Below are 15,601 nucleotides of genomic sequence, written 5' to 3' on the forward strand. Positions count from 1 at the left end.
ATTTAGTTGACCATTACAGTTTATTATTCAGACTCAAATTCAAGAGCTATAAATGTTCTGGGTGATGAAACCGAGATTAAAGCCTTACGTGCTGAGTGGTCAGATGCCAAAGCACGTGCTGAAGCGGATAGTTTCTTCATACTTCTAGAAAGTGAACAGCCATTAGAAGGTATCGCAGGCAAAAGACTAAAAGCCCAAAAGGACAGAGGTGAGTTACCTAAATTCTTAAAAAACCGTGAGCATACAAAACAAGCGGTAAAAAAGGGAAAATTTCGTTATCGTCCCACACTGGTTGGAGGGTGTGTATCGGTGGCCGCTTGTAATAAAGGCGCAGGTGTACTCGCATCCGCCTGTATTAGTTGTGAAAATGCCGTATTCCTACCTGGCTCTAGGGCCGCACTAGAGCAAACAAAAGAGTTTTATGAGGCTCAGTTAGCCGAAGGCGCTCCGAAGCGCGCGCGACAAGAATATGAGGCTAACATTAAGCAAATTGATCGTTTTTTGCAGAGACTTATTGAATCTAAGGAGGTCATTTGAAGACACGAAGCAAGATTGAAGACGAGTATTGGGGAGCTCTTGAACGCTTAAAAAGCGGCAAAACAAAAATTGTCGATACCAAGTCGACGAGATTTAGAATCACTAAAGATGCAGTGGGGCGTGAGGCTGGTCGAGGGAAAGGGTATGTGCGTTATGAAAGATATCCATTACTGTGTGAAGCGATAGCTGATGCGGAGGTGGCTAGAAAGAAAAATGGTCCAGTAGCGCTATCGGCTAACGCCAAAATTGAGCATCAGAAAGCTCTTAAACTAAAAGCTATCAGCGATTATAACCAGATCAAGCAAGCATACGACCTGCTAATGACGGAGTATCTGAATGTAGTAAGGCGAAACTTTGAGCTTGAAACAGGTTTGGCGGAGGCTAAGAATGTGAAAATCATCAGAATGCCTAGTCAACGCTAAATGATAGTAGAAAAATACTGTATTATTTTCTCTTTCTGTTTTTAAACATTTTCTCGAACAGTCGAGTTGTATCTGGAATCTTATAAATGAGTATGTGCTGTACCGATGATGAATACTGTCAAAATTTGATAAACGCATTTTCGGGTATTCTTCCCAATCTTATCATAAGAGGTGAAGCAGAAGAGCCGTTTTACGAAGCTCCACGGGCGAACAGTAAGGCAATCCTTTATTTTAGAAGTAACTATCCTCGCAGTCTTTTACATGAAATTTCCCACTACTGTTTAGCTGGTGATCGGCGAAGAAGCTTGGACGATTTCGGTTACTGGTATACTCCGTGCGGAAGAACCGCCGAGGAACAGCAACGCTTTGAAGTGGTTGAAGCTAGGCCTCAAGGGTTGGAAAAAGCAATGTGTGAGATTGTCGGGATTAAGTTTTCACCAAGCATCGATGATTTCTCAGGACGCCCTCCGTCGAATAGTTTTCTGCGGAATTTAGAGCTAGCCCATCAAGAAATGCTTGTAGATCCACCTTCAACCGCAGGTAAAGTACTATCTGGTTTGAAAAGTTATTGGAAAAGCAAAGGATTAACTAATTTGCATAGTGTCAACAATGAGTGATGTCTAACGGTAGTGATTTTGTCCAGCTTCATACGTAAATTGAAGAGGATGTTTTGTGATAATAAGATATGACAATATGAATTAATGAGTTCGACTTTTTTGCTATGTGGCTTAAAGAAAATGGTTTGGTTGTTGTCTAAATGCATTAGTGTAGGAATCATTAAGACCGAGTCGAAAATAGGGCTAAACGCATATAAGAAAGGCTTGTACAATGAGTTTCGAAAGCCCAAAGATACTCTCTGCTGGCCAGATTAATCCTGCAATTTTATTTAGCCCAACCTATCGAGCGCTCGGCAATTAGGTACCGCGGTAAATGTGTTGAAGATGCAAATGGTTATAAACCGTACGTCTGAGCAATTGGCTAGATAATTATTAAATAACATGTTTAGTCTGTGTCGTTTGCTATTCTTTGAAATATTATACATATATATTGTAAAGTGCTGTTATATAAGTGATTTTTGTGGGGGTAGACGTGTGTAAAGCAAAGTTGGCAATTGGAGATGTGGAGCTTCAGATACCACTTAGAAGAGAGATTTATGCTGCTATAAGTGAAAATCCGAACAAGTTATCTCAACTGAACTTTGGGCTGGTTTGCTTACTCAAAGAGATGTTTCCCCCAAAAGTTCGAAATACGTTACTTACGCTTCAAGTTGGAGATGCTGAGCTAGATTTTGAGATGGACAGTGGCTTAGCTACCGCTATAGCGGAAACTTATAGGACTGATAATTCTATTGAAGAAAACTACCAAAAAGAGTTTGAAGATCTGTTACGTCAATCAATCCCTTCTCATAAAAGGCCTCCAAGTAGTCGTCAATATAGCTACATGTATCAAATTGCAGACACTCTTAATATAGAAATACCTGAAAAAGCGTTGAGAGACACTGACTTTTGTTCCGAGTTCATCGATGAGAACGTAGATGAGTTCAAGGTTGTTCAAGCGCGTCATCACGCATTAGTGAGAGAGGCTAATAGAGTTGCGAGGTGGGCTGTTGCTTTTCACATGGCTGAAAAAGGAATTGAGCTTAAAGAGATTGCCAAGTACTTGAGTGTAGTGAAAGAAGAAACAGTCCAAAAATACTTGATGAATTTTGACTCTTGGTTAAATGAGTTTGCAACAATGAATAGTGAGAAACAGAAGGCTTTATATCATCTTATTAATTTTGTGCTTGAGCATGAACATCCACTAGTTGGACGATTAGAGTTGAGGGTGCAAGTGTAGTGGTTAACTAAAATTAGCCCTCGTTTAGATGCTATCCAGTATAGCCTAAAGTGTGTGATTCATAGACTGTCTTTAAACTATCCTGGATGTCTATGGACAGATAAATCCGCGAACATTACAGCGGGTAAAAATGTAAGCGGAATGTGGTGATGCTGGTCTAGTATATCGGCGTTGTGTGGTATTTCCAAAATAGCATTGCGCAAATGGGCAAAGCGGTATGAGCAGTTTGGAAGCGTAGGTCAGGAAAGTCAGAGTAAACGACTTCATTCCTCTCCAGATGCTTAGGGGATTTACCCTTGAGATACATGATAAATACAATTTAGGGACGTGGCGTATTTCTGAAGAGATGTCTCAGTACTAGTAGATTAGGAAAGAAAGGTTTCAAAAGCAGAATGCCAAGCTCGATCTTCAGCCAAGAAAATTGAAACCATCTCTATGACTCACACACCTGAAGATTCAATGTAGTAATGCTTAGGCTTGATGTTTTATCATGCTCATGCCCTCGAGAAGTTCTGATCTGCTTTGTTGTAAAGCGCACAACTCGTTTTCCTCATTACTAGTCATCTTTACTCCCACTAAGTAACCGTCATATTATTTTGCTTATTGTTTTCTCACACGCAATATGTTGATAACTCATCGATTTGATGCTTTTTATTTCACTTTTGTTCACTATTGGTTTAATTTAAATCAACGAAACCAATTTGGTTCATAAGTGTAGAGGTGAAAAATGAGTCAGAAGCTTACATTAAAAGATAGGATCCTAACACTGGTATCAGGAGTACCGCCGATGCCAGAACTGACGGAAAGTGAATTGGCGGAGCAGCCTAGAGGAATAACTATCAGATTCAGACCAGAGGTCAGGAAGTTTCTGGATCACCAGAGTGAACATTTAGGTTGCTCGATTCAGGACTTGGTATCCATGACCATGACATCTATTATGAAAGCGTCGGAGCAACCATTGGCTTCTGATCTCGAAATTGTATGCACCCGTTTTCGACAGTTATTTGAATTACATGGAGTGAGTACATTCGATATACCAGACTTATTTGGTGATGGAAAGCTTAGCAGATCGAGTCTCTTAGATGACCGACTGCTTGTAGATTCTCTCTCTGATGAAATGTTGAAAGATATTTGTAATAAATTCAATGTGCAATTGGACTGGTTGAAAGGGAATAGCGATCAGCCCATTCCTTACTCAGGGCATTATCAATTTTACAAAAACATTGGCTACGTCGCATACCAACTTGCTAGGTATACCTTGAAAAGTGAACGACCAAGGGTTCTATTTATCATTAAACATGAGAATGCTTTCCAAATTGAGGAAGAAATGGCTGAAGCTGCGAAAGATGACTCAAGTGATAAAGAGATACCAATAGGTGTTGTTATAGAGCGAAATTTAAGGTTCGGTGATCGAAGCGTTCGAGTTTATGATGTACTTAAATCCGAGAGGTGGAACTATAAAAAATGTAGAGTTCAATTGAAGACGTTGATGCTGTTTTGTCAGAAGACGGGTATCTCCTTTGACGGGGTAAGGTTGACTTCTGCTAATTTCTCTCAGCTATTCCATAGTGAACGTTTTCCTGTGGAAATACTTCAAAACGCTAACACAACCCATGCCTGGTTTCCAGATGCGCTCCTTTGGGATAATGAAGAACGAAATCCAGAATATGGAGAATTAGCTACCGTTTTTGAATGTTATTCAAAGGGAGGATATGAAGCATCAGCAAGATATCTTCATATACATGAGAAAGCAGTGAAAACACCGTGGAAGTTAAAGGACGTAGATGCTTATATTGATGGTTCACTCCATCAGGAAACCACTTAAACTATTTTCCCTTGATTAGTTATGTTTGTGTACCTTTCTGTAAAGTTCAAGCGATGCAAATACCAGATGTTAAGAACTATATCAGAAAGCGCGCCAAATAAATTCCAAGATTGAGCTCAACTGCTTATGGATAGTAATGAATCATCGCATTTCGCTAGCTCTGCTGGCCATATATGGTATGCATATCTTATGTTGTGATTTGGATGGTAGATACCGAAACAAGTATTTAGTCATTGTTGCATGAGTAGTGTGTGGCTCTTTTATTTGAGAAATGATGTATTTAGTAATACGAACACCGTTACTGAGGATGTTTTTTTAATAGGCGGACTAGCCAGAATACAACGTATCAGCTTTTAATTTAAGCTTTAACAAGCTCTGACAATTAACCCCGCAAGTATGTGTTTACCTCATAATAAGAGAGAGTTGTTCCCAATGACTGCTTTAAGCGGCCTATTAAGGCCTAGTGAAACTAATCCAACTGAAGGAAAGGTTTTCGGTAAAGGTATAAAATGTTATCCAATAAACTAACTGGATGACACCTATTAAGTTATTTTTTAAATTAAGTTTCGAATTGTAGCTTAAGTTTCTTCACTTTCTTCAGATGTTAGCTCTCTCTTTGGTTCTTCAAGAACGAACTCCTCTAGCCTACCAATGGTAAAATGCTCCCAAGTATTTTTTATCGCCTGGCTAAAGTCGACAGAGTACACTCCCCAGTCAACGGCTATTAAAGTATCTATATTTTCCTCAAACCAATCTACAATACTTTGTGATGTAGCATTTTCAATTAAGTGAATAACTACGCTCTTAGAAGCATCACCTTCAAAAGGTGGAAGAGTAATATACTCCCCGAAGTTCGTGATTAAAGTGTATTTTTTATCAGGGGAGTGTTGCTCATTTAATATCTTTGCTGAAATCTCGCGTTTTATCTTACCACATGACTTTGTCGGTAATATGTCTAGTATATTTATTACTAAATTTGCGGTTTCTTTATCACTAAAATAACTTTCCTGATTTTCTATGATGCTAGAAGTAACAATTGAACTTTTAATGAGCTTTTTGTCATTGACCGAGTACCAATCGACAATTTTTTGTAATTGAGGGGACCTCTTTTTAATAGCCCCATACCAAAAATCTTTATCGCGTTCTTTTGAATCAAACCAATTGGTTATAAATTCTTGCCAAGATAAGTTAATTGTTAGGGCATCTATTAGAAACTCAGGTGTCCACTTGAGAACAGCATGTTTATCATCATCTAAAACAAACTTTTCCCACCCTAATAGACTTTCTAATGTTTCTTTTCGCATTTCCTCATCTAAATAGTCTTTCATTTTAGGGTAATGGTTATCAGTAATCGAACTGATGTTGAGGGCATGTACTCGATTCATGCCGACATAGCTGTAAATTAGCTTCTTAATCTCGCTCGGTAAGTCATCATTATTCGCAGAAGAAAGTAAACTATCGAATCTATGAGCAAATGATAAGTAGTTTTCTAAGTAGGGCATAACCGATTTTTCAACATAGTAATGCTTTAAGATGTAATCTAGTAAATACGAGTCAGCATACGCCCTTGATGCACTGTTTGAGGCTAAAGTCGATACTATAGCGAGTGCAGTCCATTTAGGGAGTACAGTTTTACTTTTGATTGTTGAAAGGCGGTCAACTAATGCTTCAGATACACTTGTCGAGCAAAAGTCAGAACATAACAAGACATGAGAATACTGGTAGTCAGTAAGTTCTATGTCAAAGTAACTACGTGATGACTTGAGTGCTTTCTTTCCTTCTCCTGAAAAAGCAACCTTTCCAAGTTTATAAAACTCTGAAATTTTTTCCATTAGGCCAGATGTGAGCTGGAGATCACTCTCTAATACGTAGTTTAGTAGCTTGATTAAATCAATACTCTTAGGTTTGTTCTGAATGTTCCATTTAGGAAAGTCTTCGATCAAATCCCAGAGAGTATTTACAAGCAATTCGGGGGTTGGTTGTTGGATGAAGTAAGGAGTGTTTGAGTATCCTATCACCGATTCTATATCATAAAGTTGAGCCAACAAAATATCGAGGCTCTCTCCTTTACTGATATCGTCTTTTATAGTGTTCGACAGTTTCTTATGCTCTGAAATAAGCCTACTAGTCGAAATGTCGTATTCAGCTTCGAGTATAGTCCTATATGATTCTATAACTACTTGGTTATAGCCAAGACAGTTTCCCTCTTCTTGCTTTAAGTATATATTTATGTTCGGTATCCATTTTGTTACCCAAGCACAATGTTCGTCGTTGTCAAAATTTGCCTCGGATAAAATATTGACATATTCATAAGGATCTACAGTTCCCAATAATCGTTGAAAAGCTACATCAAATCCAAACAACGGTGTAAGCTCGAAAAGTTCTTCAAAATCAGAACGAGATATAGCACTTTTCAAAGGTGACTCTAGGAGCTCACTTTTGGCGACATCAAAGCTAGTTTGATAATGTACAGCCATTATTTGTGAAGACCATTCATCATCAGTTAAGGCCTTTCTTAGTATCTTGTGTGTCAATGAAATCAGTTGTCTCGAACTCTCTTCTTTTTGGTCACTGTTTGAGGAAATGATATCTTTAAATGAGAGCTTGTTTGAACGTTGCGCTAAAAGATATGCTGAGCAAGCTACCGGCGAAATGACTTCAGGGTTTGATGCGAGTGCCACGGCAATTTCATTAATGTGTGTTTTCAGAAAACGAGGGGTGATCTGTTTGTGTTGTGTGACCCAAACATCAATAATTTCAGCGCAGAGATCTAGACCGCTGTGTTTTGGAAGTGTTTCGCTCCAGTAATATTCAAAAGGTTCTCTCCAGCCAGCGGATACCACTGGCGGGGTTCGGAATTTTACAGGCAACCTTTTCAATATAAACTCTGAACCATCGGCTGCGTCATTATCAGATAGTGCAGCAGCAACATGTTTTTCAGAAAAGGGGACTATTACACGTAGGTTATCACCCTCAAAAGACGTGAATGTCTCAAGATCACTCCAAACCTCTCGTACTTTCTCATTATCTACGCGGTCCAAGTTATCAATGACCAATATGACATGTTTATCAGTTGGGATAGCGGATACAATCTTTTGAAAAGCTTGCTTTAGTTCGCTTGCACCAACCTCCCTAGTGACATGCAGCTTTTCAGTTATTTTGTCTTCCGAGTTTCGCTTGAAGATATCACCAATATTAGGAACTTTTCTGTCATCTTCATTTTGATTCTGCTCCTGAGTGCGCTGGTAACGCATTAATAACGCTACGGCAATGGGTGACAAGCCTAAAAGTGTCGTTATTGTTTCTTCTATTCCGAATGTATATGTAGGAGCATCGGGTAGAAGGAGACGAGCTGTGTTTAGAATGTGTTCTAGAGATTCTTTAGCGTACCTTACAGAAAACATAAGAGAAATCGCGAACGAAATAGTGTACCAGCTTAGGTTACTTGTAACTTTTTTAGTATATGTTAGGTCATTGCCTAGCGCTCTATCTGCGGCTTTTTGCACTTTTCGTTTTGTTTTTTTTGCGTCAGGTGATGCATCGGAGCCGAATAGTTCAATAACACAATCGCGAAAGTGTTTTATGAAAGATGCTTTTGTCGAAGAGTGATGGAATTGCTCAACATCGAATGTGATAAATTTATATTCTTCTCTAGGAAGCTTTTGTTCGAGTAAACGTAGTACAGTGCTCTTCCCTGAACCAAGTTCACCTTCTAGCCCAATGGCATGAATATCTTTTTGGTTTAAAATTACATCTCTGATTGCATTTGCAGCATTACTATGGCCGCTACTATCAAAAAGGTCTTTATCTGCTGGTTTTTCTATTTGATATCTCATAACACACCTATTTATCCGACTATGCATATAGTATCACCTAGTCGCTTGTGCTTCACTAACCGATATGTTTAAACCCTTCATATTCAAGAACAAGCTCTAGGTTATTCATTTCTTCAGATAGATGGCTTATTTAGTGTGGGTATTAGTATTAAGTTTATCTCTATCACTATGTTTTCCATATCTAACTGATATGAATGTGCCGGCGAAAAAGACTATTACAAAGCACGTATCGGCACATGCGCCGGGGGCATACGCAGCAGAACGACATGTTTTTAATGAATGGTCATATTGTTTCTTTATTGACTTCGATGTACAAATCAGGTGGTTGTATTCTCTTTTTGTACATTTTTAAGTGTATTGGCCGTATTTGGATTGTTATTGTTTTTATCTATTTATCAGATTCTTAAATATGTACATTTATGATTATGATGTTAGTAGAACTTGCCCACTGGTGTGTCGCAGGCCCTCAACGTCGGTTAGTTGAAGATTTTGGCTACTGGTATGAACCTGATGGTCGCACTGAGCAAGTGCAAGCTGAATTCGAGAAAGTGGAAATTCGCCCTCAGGCTTACGAGTGGATTTTATCGCAAAGTGCTGGATTTCCTTTCACGGTTAGCTGCGATAACTTAAATGGTGATTTTGAGCCAGATCGATTGGCGTTTATGACTAAAGTTCATCAGGAAGTCGGCAAGATTTTCCAGCAAGGGCTCCCTTTGCGTGTAAAAATGTTGTCTGAGGCGTTAAGAGCGTATTACCACATCGCCGAACTCGACTACAGCATGTTTAATGTCGAATAGTATTGAGTGAGCGTTAACTTACCTTTCGTGCATACCCTGATATGGTGTAGTGTGGCGGCAACAACTGAGTGACTGAGGTTTGCGTTGCCAATCTCAATATGAGAAGCTTGGCACTCTTTTTTAAGCGGTAAACTGACTAGGCGTTAAGGCAAGATGATAATTGAATTTGAAGAACAGCTGCTAGAGCTAATTGATGTACGTATTGCGACGGCATCGGATGATGAGTTATTTGCTGGTGGTTATCTGCGTGGTCATATTTCTTTATCAGCTGCAGCGTGTGAAGAAGAAGGCATTAACGATGTCGAAACGTTGAAGCAACGTATTCAAGCCAGTTTGGATGACGCACGTTCGGAACTCACGCCAGCAGACCGTACGATAGTGAACGATTTGTGGATTGAGCTGGTCAATAACGCGTAATCTCACGTTAGCTCAATATATTTTAGGGGTTGTCTGAATCTGTCAGACAACCCCTTTTGGTTATTGTCGCGCTAAGTTAAAGCTCTGTAATGGCTTTGCCTTTGCGCAGTTTTCTTACCCACATACGACTTGGGTGAAGTGCCTCTAGTACATCAACTGGCAGGGGAAGCGGATCGCCACAGATCTGTGACGCGAGAGTTTCTGCAAGGAGTGGCGCTGAACTTAACCCGCGAGATCCAAGCCCCAATAAGCAGAACAGGTTGGGGTATTGATCGATGACAGGCGCATTTTCCACGTTCATTGACGCTAGATTGGCGTAGTTGTGCTTAATCCGTTCAAACTGACCGATATTACCGACAAATGGCAGGTGATCGCGGCTAACACAACGAATCCCCTGACGAGACAGATTGCCTGAGGTATCAACTTGGCGAGGCCAATCTTGGTTTGGTATGCATTTACGTAGCTTATCCCCGTTTTCTTTTTGAGCCACTGAATCAAACTCATAGTCTAAATGTGAACGATCGTAGCTAGCGCCAATACAGTGATGACCGTTGTTCGGGTTAACCGGCGTCATATAGCCGTCATAACAAAGTACCGTATTGAGTTTCGTCAGTTCATCATTAGTCGGGATATGACTGACTTGACCTTTTACCTGTCCGAGCGGAATGTGCGCGCTTGGCACTAGTTGATTAAATTGGTGACCATTGGCAATGACCACATTGGTATGAGTGAAGCTTTGATCGCTTGAACTTAATACCCATGACTGAGTCGATTCATTCCAATTGAGTGAGTCTATTTTTGTCGAGAAATGGCCGGCGAACAGGCCGCGACTTCCAAGCTCGGCAAACAACCCTTGGGTGAATTCAGCAGGGCACAGCCATCCCCCTAGAGGATAGTGGACACTCATCATATCGACTGGCAGACCAAGAGTTGCGTTGGTTTGCTGTGCATCTAAGCGATGTACCAACTGAGGGTCGAACTTTCCATCGAGCATTTTTTCGAGCTTGGCGGTTGATTTATCGTCCCACATTAATTGGGTGACCCCACACCAGCTATGATCGAAGCTGACTAGCTCTGCGGCCTGTTCGACAAACTGACGTGCAAAAACAAACGCCGGGGCGAATAGGCGTGACACGCCAGAGTGATCACCGTTGAGTAGCGGGTAAACTGCGCCTTGGCGGTTGCCAGATGCACCCTGAGCAGGCTTATCATCTTGGCAGTATAAGGTGACGTGTTTGCCTCGTCGAACTAGTGTTTTGGCCAGCGTTGCACTGGCAATACCACCACCAATAATCGCAATCGAATCTGAATTTTGTCCGCCAGTACGTGAAAACCAAGGTTTAACATTGGTCAGTGGCTCACGCTTAGTTAAACTGCCTGCGATCATTTCTCGCTTAGTGCCAAAGCCTTTGACTTTCTTCATATCAAAACCAGCGTCAATCAAACCTCTGCGCACAAAGCCTGCGGCCGTGAAGGTTGCACAGGTACAGTCTTGCTTGGCTAGCTTAGCCATACCGTTAAACAGGTCTTGATTCCACATTTCTGGGTTTTTGCTTGGCGCGAAACCATCTAAGAACCAAGCATCGACCAATCCTAAGTGATCAACAGGTACCTTTGGCAGGCAATCCTTTATATCACCGAACCACAAATCGAGTGTGATGAGGCCATCTTCAAGCACAATTCGATGACACTCAGGTACCGCAATCGGGTAGTGCTTTTGTAACTTCTGCGCATATTCTGCCAGTTCAGGCCAAGATTGATGCGCTTTCACTAAGTCCTTTTGGCTTAGTGGGTATTTCTCGAAACTGATGAAATGAAGCTCTTGCAGTGGTGCATCAGGATGTTGTTGCCTAAACTGCTTGAACCACTGCCATGCGGCGAGGAAGTTCAAGCCAGTGCCAAAGCCGGTTTCTGCAATCACGAAGCGGCGCTGGTCATACGTTTGCCATCTTTGTGGTAGATGATTCTGGTGAAGGAATACGTAGCGGGTTTCTTCTAACCCATTGACGTTAGAGAAATAGACATCATCAAACTGATCAGAGACAGGCGTACCCGCTTCGTTCCAGCCTAATTGGGCATTGGTAATCGAGGTCATAGTGTCGGAATTGTGAATAAAGACGATAATATGATTGCAATTGTACGGTTTTAAGGGAAAGCTGACCACTTTTCCCCGCTATCTTAGTTATCATCTAGCGGATTTTTGAATTATTAGGAATGTCATAATGAAACGAGTCGTAATCACCGGTATGGGTATTGTTTCAAGTATCGGTAACAACGTCGAAGAAGTTTTAGCGTCTCTTAAAGCAGGTAAATCTGGTATTACTGCCTCTGAGCAGTTTAAAGAACACGGCCTTCGTTCACAGGTTTGGGGTGATCTAAAAATCAACCCAGCAGAGCATATTGACCGTAAACAGATGCGCTTTATGGGTGATGCGGCTGCGTATGCATACCTATCAATGCAGCAAGCAATTGAAGACGCAGGTTTAACCGACGAGCAAGTGTCAAATGATCGCACAGGTATTGTTGCAGGTTCTGGTGGTGCGTCGGCACTTAACCAAACGGTGGCGACAGATACGATGCGTGCAAAAGGTGTTAAGCGCGTTGGCCCTTACATGGTTCCTCGTACTATGTCTTCAACGGTTTCAGCATGTCTCGCAACGCCATTTAAGATTCGCGGTGTGAACTACTCAATGAGTTCTGCTTGTGCCACGTCTGCACACTGTATCGGTCACGCGATGGAACTTATCCAGCTTGGTAAACAAGACATCGTGTTTGCTGGTGGTGGTGAAGAGCTTGATTGGTCACAAACTATGATGTTTGACGCAATGGGCGCACTTTCTACTAAGTACAACGATACGCCAGATAAAGCTTCACGTACTTACGATGCTGACCGTGACGGTTTTGTTATCTCAGGTGGCGGCGGCATGTTAGTTGTCGAAGAACTTGAGCATGCGTTAGCTCGCGGTGCGAAAATCTATGGTGAGATCGTAGGTTATGGCGCAACATCCGATGGCTACGACATGGTTGCGCCATCAGGTGAAGGTGCGGTTCGTTGTATGAAGATGGCGATGCAAGACGTTGATGGTGTAGATTACGTTAATACACACGGTACATCGACGCCTGTTGGTGATGTGAAAGAGCTAGGTGCGATTCAAGAGCTATTTGGTGATAACAGCCCTGCCATTTCAGCAACTAAAGCGATGACTGGTCACGCACTAGGTGCGGCGGGTGTTCACGAAGCAATCTACTCGACACTGATGCTAGACAACAATTTCATCGCACCAAGCATCAATATTGAAAACTTGGACGAAGCGGCGCAAGGTCTAGATATCGTGACGGAAGCACGTGAAGCTGAGCTAACGACAGTCATGTCTAACAGCTTTGGTTTCGGTGGCACCAATGCCACGTTGGTAATCAAAAAATACCAAGCCTAATCAAATCAGCACAGCGAAGTAGTGCTGTAACCCGATTTTCCAGAGCTGACTCACCTTGGTTATCTGAGGTAAGTCTAACAGACGCAGACTTTAGCCCATGGAGAGCGGGTTAAGATCCTTTTGTTCTGGACCCTTGCCCGGTTAATTGCCGGGCATTTTTCTCTCCGGTCGAACATTTTTCCTGCGCAATTATCTAATCACCTATTTATCCTGATTGGTATTACTGATTATTGCTCGACACTTTCCTGCCTTTTTTGCACAATCAAGCCAAGACAAAATAAATCGATAAAGCAATGAAAATTCTTGTAGATGAAAATATGCCTTACGCTAAGCAACTGTTTAGCCAATTGGGCGATGTGGTTCTCAAATCAGGGCGAAATCTGACGGCCGATGATCTTATTGATGTTGACGCACTGATGATTCGTTCAGTAACCAAAGTCAATGCAGAGCTACTAGCCAAAGCAAACAAGCTAAAATTTGTTGGAACAGCAACGGCAGGGATGGATCATGTAGACCAGGCATTACTGGAGAAAAAAGGAATTTTCTTCACCGCTGCCCCGGGTTGCAACAAAGTCGGTGTCGCAGAATACGCGTTTAGTGTCATGATGGTACTCGCCCAGCAGCATGGTTTTTCCGTGTTTGATAAAACGGTAGGGATTATTGGTGCAGGCCAAGTCGGCAGCTATCTGCAACAGTGCTTAGAAGGGGTAGGCATCAATGTGTTGATCAACGATCCACCTAAACAAGCAGCAGGAGACAAACGCCAGTTTACGCCGCTTGACGAACTGCTTACCCAAGCAGACATTATTACCCTACACACGCCAATTACACGCGATGGTGACTTCCCGACCTATCATCTGATCGATCACGACGTACTGGAAACGTTACGCGGTGACCAAATATTAATCAATGCAGCGCGTGGGCCAATTGTGGATAACTCGGCATTGAAGGCTCGACTGCAAAAGAATGATGGCTTTATTGCTGCTTTGGATGTGTTCGAATTTGAACCAGAGGTTGATATGGAACTGCTGCCTCTGCTAGCATTCGCCACCCCACATGTCGCGGGTTACGGCTTAGAGGGGAAAGCACGCGGAACGACAATGATTTTTAATAGTTATTGTGAGTTTTTAGACAAAGAACTTTTCGCGCATGCTAGTGAGCTGTTGCCAACGGCGCCGATTCCTCGTTTACAACTCTATCGTGACTGGGATGAGGCAACGCTGCATAACCTGACGCAGCTTGTCTATGATGTACGTAAAGACGATGCACTGTTTCGTCGCGAGATCAGTAACCCAGGTGCTTTTGACCTGATGAGAAAAAACTACTGGGATCGCCGAGAATACAGTGCCGTTACTCTAGCTGGAGATAGAAAATGTCGTCTATCACCATTAGAAAAATTAGGTTTTAAAATTGAGGTAAGTCAATGAGCCAACAATATAATGTTGCCATTTTAGGTGCAACAGGCGCGGTCGGAGAAACCATCCTAGAAGTGCTGCAAGAGCGTAAGTTTCCTGTTGGAGAACTGTTTTTATTGGCGAGCGAACGCAGCGAAGGTAAGACTTACCGCTTCAATGGCAAAACCGTGAAAGTTCAAAATGTAGAAGAATTTGATTGGTCTCAGGCGCATATCGCTTTGTTCTCTGCTGGTGGTGAACTGTCTGCTAAGTGGGCGCCGGTCGCCGCTGATGAGGGAGTTATTGTTATCGATAATACCTCTCAATTTCGCTATGAATATGATATCCCACTAGTTGTGCCTGAAGTTAACCCTGAAGCGATCGCTGAGTTTCGTAATCGCAACATTATTGCCAATCCAAATTGTTCGACTATCCAAATGCTGGTAGCGCTTAAACCCATTCATGACGCTGTCGGTATTGAACGTATCAACGTCTCTACCTACCAGTCAGTGTCGGGCGCAGGCAAAGCCGGTATTGATGAGCTAGCAGGCCAAACTGCTAAATTGCTCAATGGTATGCCTGCTGAAAACGAGCAGTTTTCACAGCAGATCGCCTTTAACTGTATTCCTCAAATTGACCAATTTATGGAAAACGGCTATACGCGTGAAGAGATGAAAATGGTGTGGGAAACACAAAAAATCTTCAATGACCCGGGTATAACAGTGAACCCAACTTGTGTACGCGTGCCCGTTTTTTATGGTCACGCTGAAGCTATTCATCTCGAAACCTGTGCACCAATCGATGCCCAAGAAGTGATTAACTTGCTTGAGCAGACTGAGGGCATCGAACTGTTCCAAGGGGAAGATTTCCCGACGCAAGTTCGAGATGCAGGCGGCAAAGATCACGTAATGGTCGGGCGTATTCGCAACGATATTAGCCATCACAGTGGCATTAACCTTTGGGTAGTTGCTGACAACGTGCGCAAAGGTGCCGCGACCAATGCGGTGCAAATTGCTGAAGTACTGATTCGCGATTACTACTGATTGATGATGACAATTGACTAAATATAGCCTCGCCATAGTGTGTAATGCCAGTCAGTTAAG

The 15,601-nt window shown here is 42.1% G+C and carries 11 protein-coding genes and 2 pseudogenes; 11 read left to right on the top strand and 2 right to left on the bottom strand.

Features of this window, described 5'->3' with window-relative positions:
• Positions 1-6: 6 nt before the first annotated feature.
• The 6 genes and pseudogenes from TW81_RS17385 to TW81_RS17405 all read left to right on the top strand — a co-directional run bounded on the left by TW81_RS17385 (position 7) and on the right by TW81_RS17405 (position 4,620).
• Positions 7-537, top strand: coding sequence for a hypothetical protein (locus TW81_RS17385; protein WP_045957012.1), 531 nt, complete (start codon positions 7-9; stop codon positions 535-537).
• The gene (locus tag TW81_RS17390) at positions 534-959 is read left to right on the top strand and encodes a hypothetical protein (protein WP_045957013.1); all 426 of its coding nucleotides are present in this window, start codon (positions 534-536) and stop codon (positions 957-959) included. The genes TW81_RS17385 and TW81_RS17390 overlap by 4 nt, the downstream gene beginning before the upstream one ends.
• 86 nt (positions 960-1,045) lie before the next feature.
• Positions 1,046-1,576, top strand: coding sequence for an elongation factor P hydroxylase (locus TW81_RS17395; RefSeq protein ID WP_052706243.1), 531 nt, complete (start codon positions 1,046-1,048; stop codon positions 1,574-1,576).
• A 472-nt stretch (positions 1,577-2,048) separates the two neighbouring features.
• The gene (locus TW81_RS17400) at positions 2,049-2,795 is read left to right on the top strand and encodes a hypothetical protein (protein WP_156980990.1); all 747 of its coding nucleotides are present in this window, start codon (positions 2,049-2,051) and stop codon (positions 2,793-2,795) included.
• 139 nt (positions 2,796-2,934) lie between these two features.
• A pseudogene (locus TW81_RS19570) lies at positions 2,935-3,144 on the top strand (IS481 family transposase); the annotation flags it as partial.
• A 438-nt stretch (positions 3,145-3,582) separates the two neighbouring features.
• The gene (locus TW81_RS17405) at positions 3,583-4,620 is read left to right on the top strand and encodes a hypothetical protein (protein WP_239424407.1); all 1,038 of its coding nucleotides are present in this window, start codon (positions 3,583-3,585) and stop codon (positions 4,618-4,620) included.
• A gap of 578 nt (positions 4,621-5,198) precedes the next feature.
• Here TW81_RS17405 and TW81_RS17410 read toward each other — a convergent pair.
• Positions 5,199-8,456 carry a P-loop NTPase fold protein gene (locus tag TW81_RS17410; RefSeq protein WP_045957016.1) on the bottom strand — a complete coding sequence of 1,086 codons (3,258 nt, stop codon included), beginning with the start codon at positions 8,454-8,456 and terminating at the stop codon, positions 5,199-5,201.
• A gap of 431 nt (positions 8,457-8,887) precedes the next feature.
• Between TW81_RS17410 and TW81_RS17415 the strand changes: the two are divergent.
• A pseudogene (locus TW81_RS17415) lies at positions 8,888-9,253 on the top strand (elongation factor P hydroxylase); the annotation flags it as partial.
• 153 nt (positions 9,254-9,406) lie between these two features.
• The gene (locus TW81_RS17420) at positions 9,407-9,670 is read left to right on the top strand and encodes a YfcL family protein (RefSeq protein WP_045957017.1); all 264 of its coding nucleotides are present in this window, start codon (positions 9,407-9,409) and stop codon (positions 9,668-9,670) included.
• 76 nt (positions 9,671-9,746) lie between these two features.
• Here TW81_RS17420 and mnmC read toward each other — a convergent pair whose 3' ends face one another.
• Positions 9,747-11,765 (bottom strand): bifunctional tRNA (5-methylaminomethyl-2-thiouridine)(34)-methyltransferase MnmC2/FAD-dependent 5-carboxymethylaminomethyl-2-thiouridine(34) oxidoreductase MnmC1, encoded by a 2,019-nt coding sequence (gene mnmC / locus TW81_RS17425; protein WP_045957023.1) that lies wholly within the window; start codon positions 11,763-11,765, stop codon positions 9,747-9,749.
• Between the two features lie 127 nt (positions 11,766-11,892).
• On the opposite strand from mnmC, the gene fabB reads away from it, so the two are divergent.
• The 3 genes from fabB to TW81_RS17440 all read left to right on the top strand — a co-directional run bounded on the left by fabB (position 11,893) and on the right by TW81_RS17440 (position 15,541).
• Positions 11,893-13,104: a beta-ketoacyl-ACP synthase I gene (gene fabB, locus TW81_RS17430; RefSeq protein ID WP_045957018.1), complete on the top strand. Its 1,212-nt coding sequence runs from the start codon at positions 11,893-11,895 to the stop codon at positions 13,102-13,104.
• A gap of 293 nt (positions 13,105-13,397) precedes the next feature.
• Positions 13,398-14,531, top strand: coding sequence for a 4-phosphoerythronate dehydrogenase (locus TW81_RS17435; RefSeq protein ID WP_045957019.1), 1,134 nt, complete (start codon positions 13,398-13,400; stop codon positions 14,529-14,531).
• Positions 14,528-15,541 carry an aspartate-semialdehyde dehydrogenase gene (locus TW81_RS17440; RefSeq protein ID WP_045957020.1) on the top strand — a complete coding sequence of 338 codons (1,014 nt, stop codon included), beginning with the start codon at positions 14,528-14,530 and terminating at the stop codon, positions 15,539-15,541. The genes TW81_RS17435 and TW81_RS17440 overlap by 4 nt, the downstream gene beginning before the upstream one ends.
• Positions 15,542-15,601 lie beyond the last annotated feature (60 nt).

The organism is Vibrio galatheae (assembly GCF_000967545.1).
In the GTDB taxonomy this organism is placed as follows: domain Bacteria; phylum Pseudomonadota; class Gammaproteobacteria; order Enterobacterales; family Vibrionaceae; genus Vibrio; species Vibrio galatheae.

Bases quoted from the DNA above. Each gene is read 5' to 3' on its own strand.
- TW81_RS17395 (WP_052706243.1), top strand. From the start codon at position 1,046: ATGAGTATGTGCTGTACCGATGATGAATACTGTCAAAATTTGATAAAC.
- TW81_RS17405 (WP_239424407.1), top strand. From the start codon at position 3,583: ATGCCAGAACTGACGGAAAGTGAATTGGCGGAGCAGCCTAGAGGAATA.
- TW81_RS17410 (WP_045957016.1), bottom strand. From the start codon at position 8,456: ATGAGATATCAAATAGAAAAACCAGCAGATAAAGACCTTTTTGATAGT.
- TW81_RS17420 (WP_045957017.1), top strand. From the start codon at position 9,407: ATGATAATTGAATTTGAAGAACAGCTGCTAGAGCTAATTGATGTACGT.
- mnmC (WP_045957023.1), bottom strand. From the start codon at position 11,765: ATGACCTCGATTACCAATGCCCAATTAGGCTGGAACGAAGCGGGTACG.
- fabB (WP_045957018.1), top strand. From the start codon at position 11,893: ATGAAACGAGTCGTAATCACCGGTATGGGTATTGTTTCAAGTATCGGT.
- TW81_RS17435 (WP_045957019.1), top strand. From the start codon at position 13,398: ATGAAAATTCTTGTAGATGAAAATATGCCTTACGCTAAGCAACTGTTT.
- TW81_RS17440 (WP_045957020.1), top strand. From the start codon at position 14,528: ATGAGCCAACAATATAATGTTGCCATTTTAGGTGCAACAGGCGCGGTC.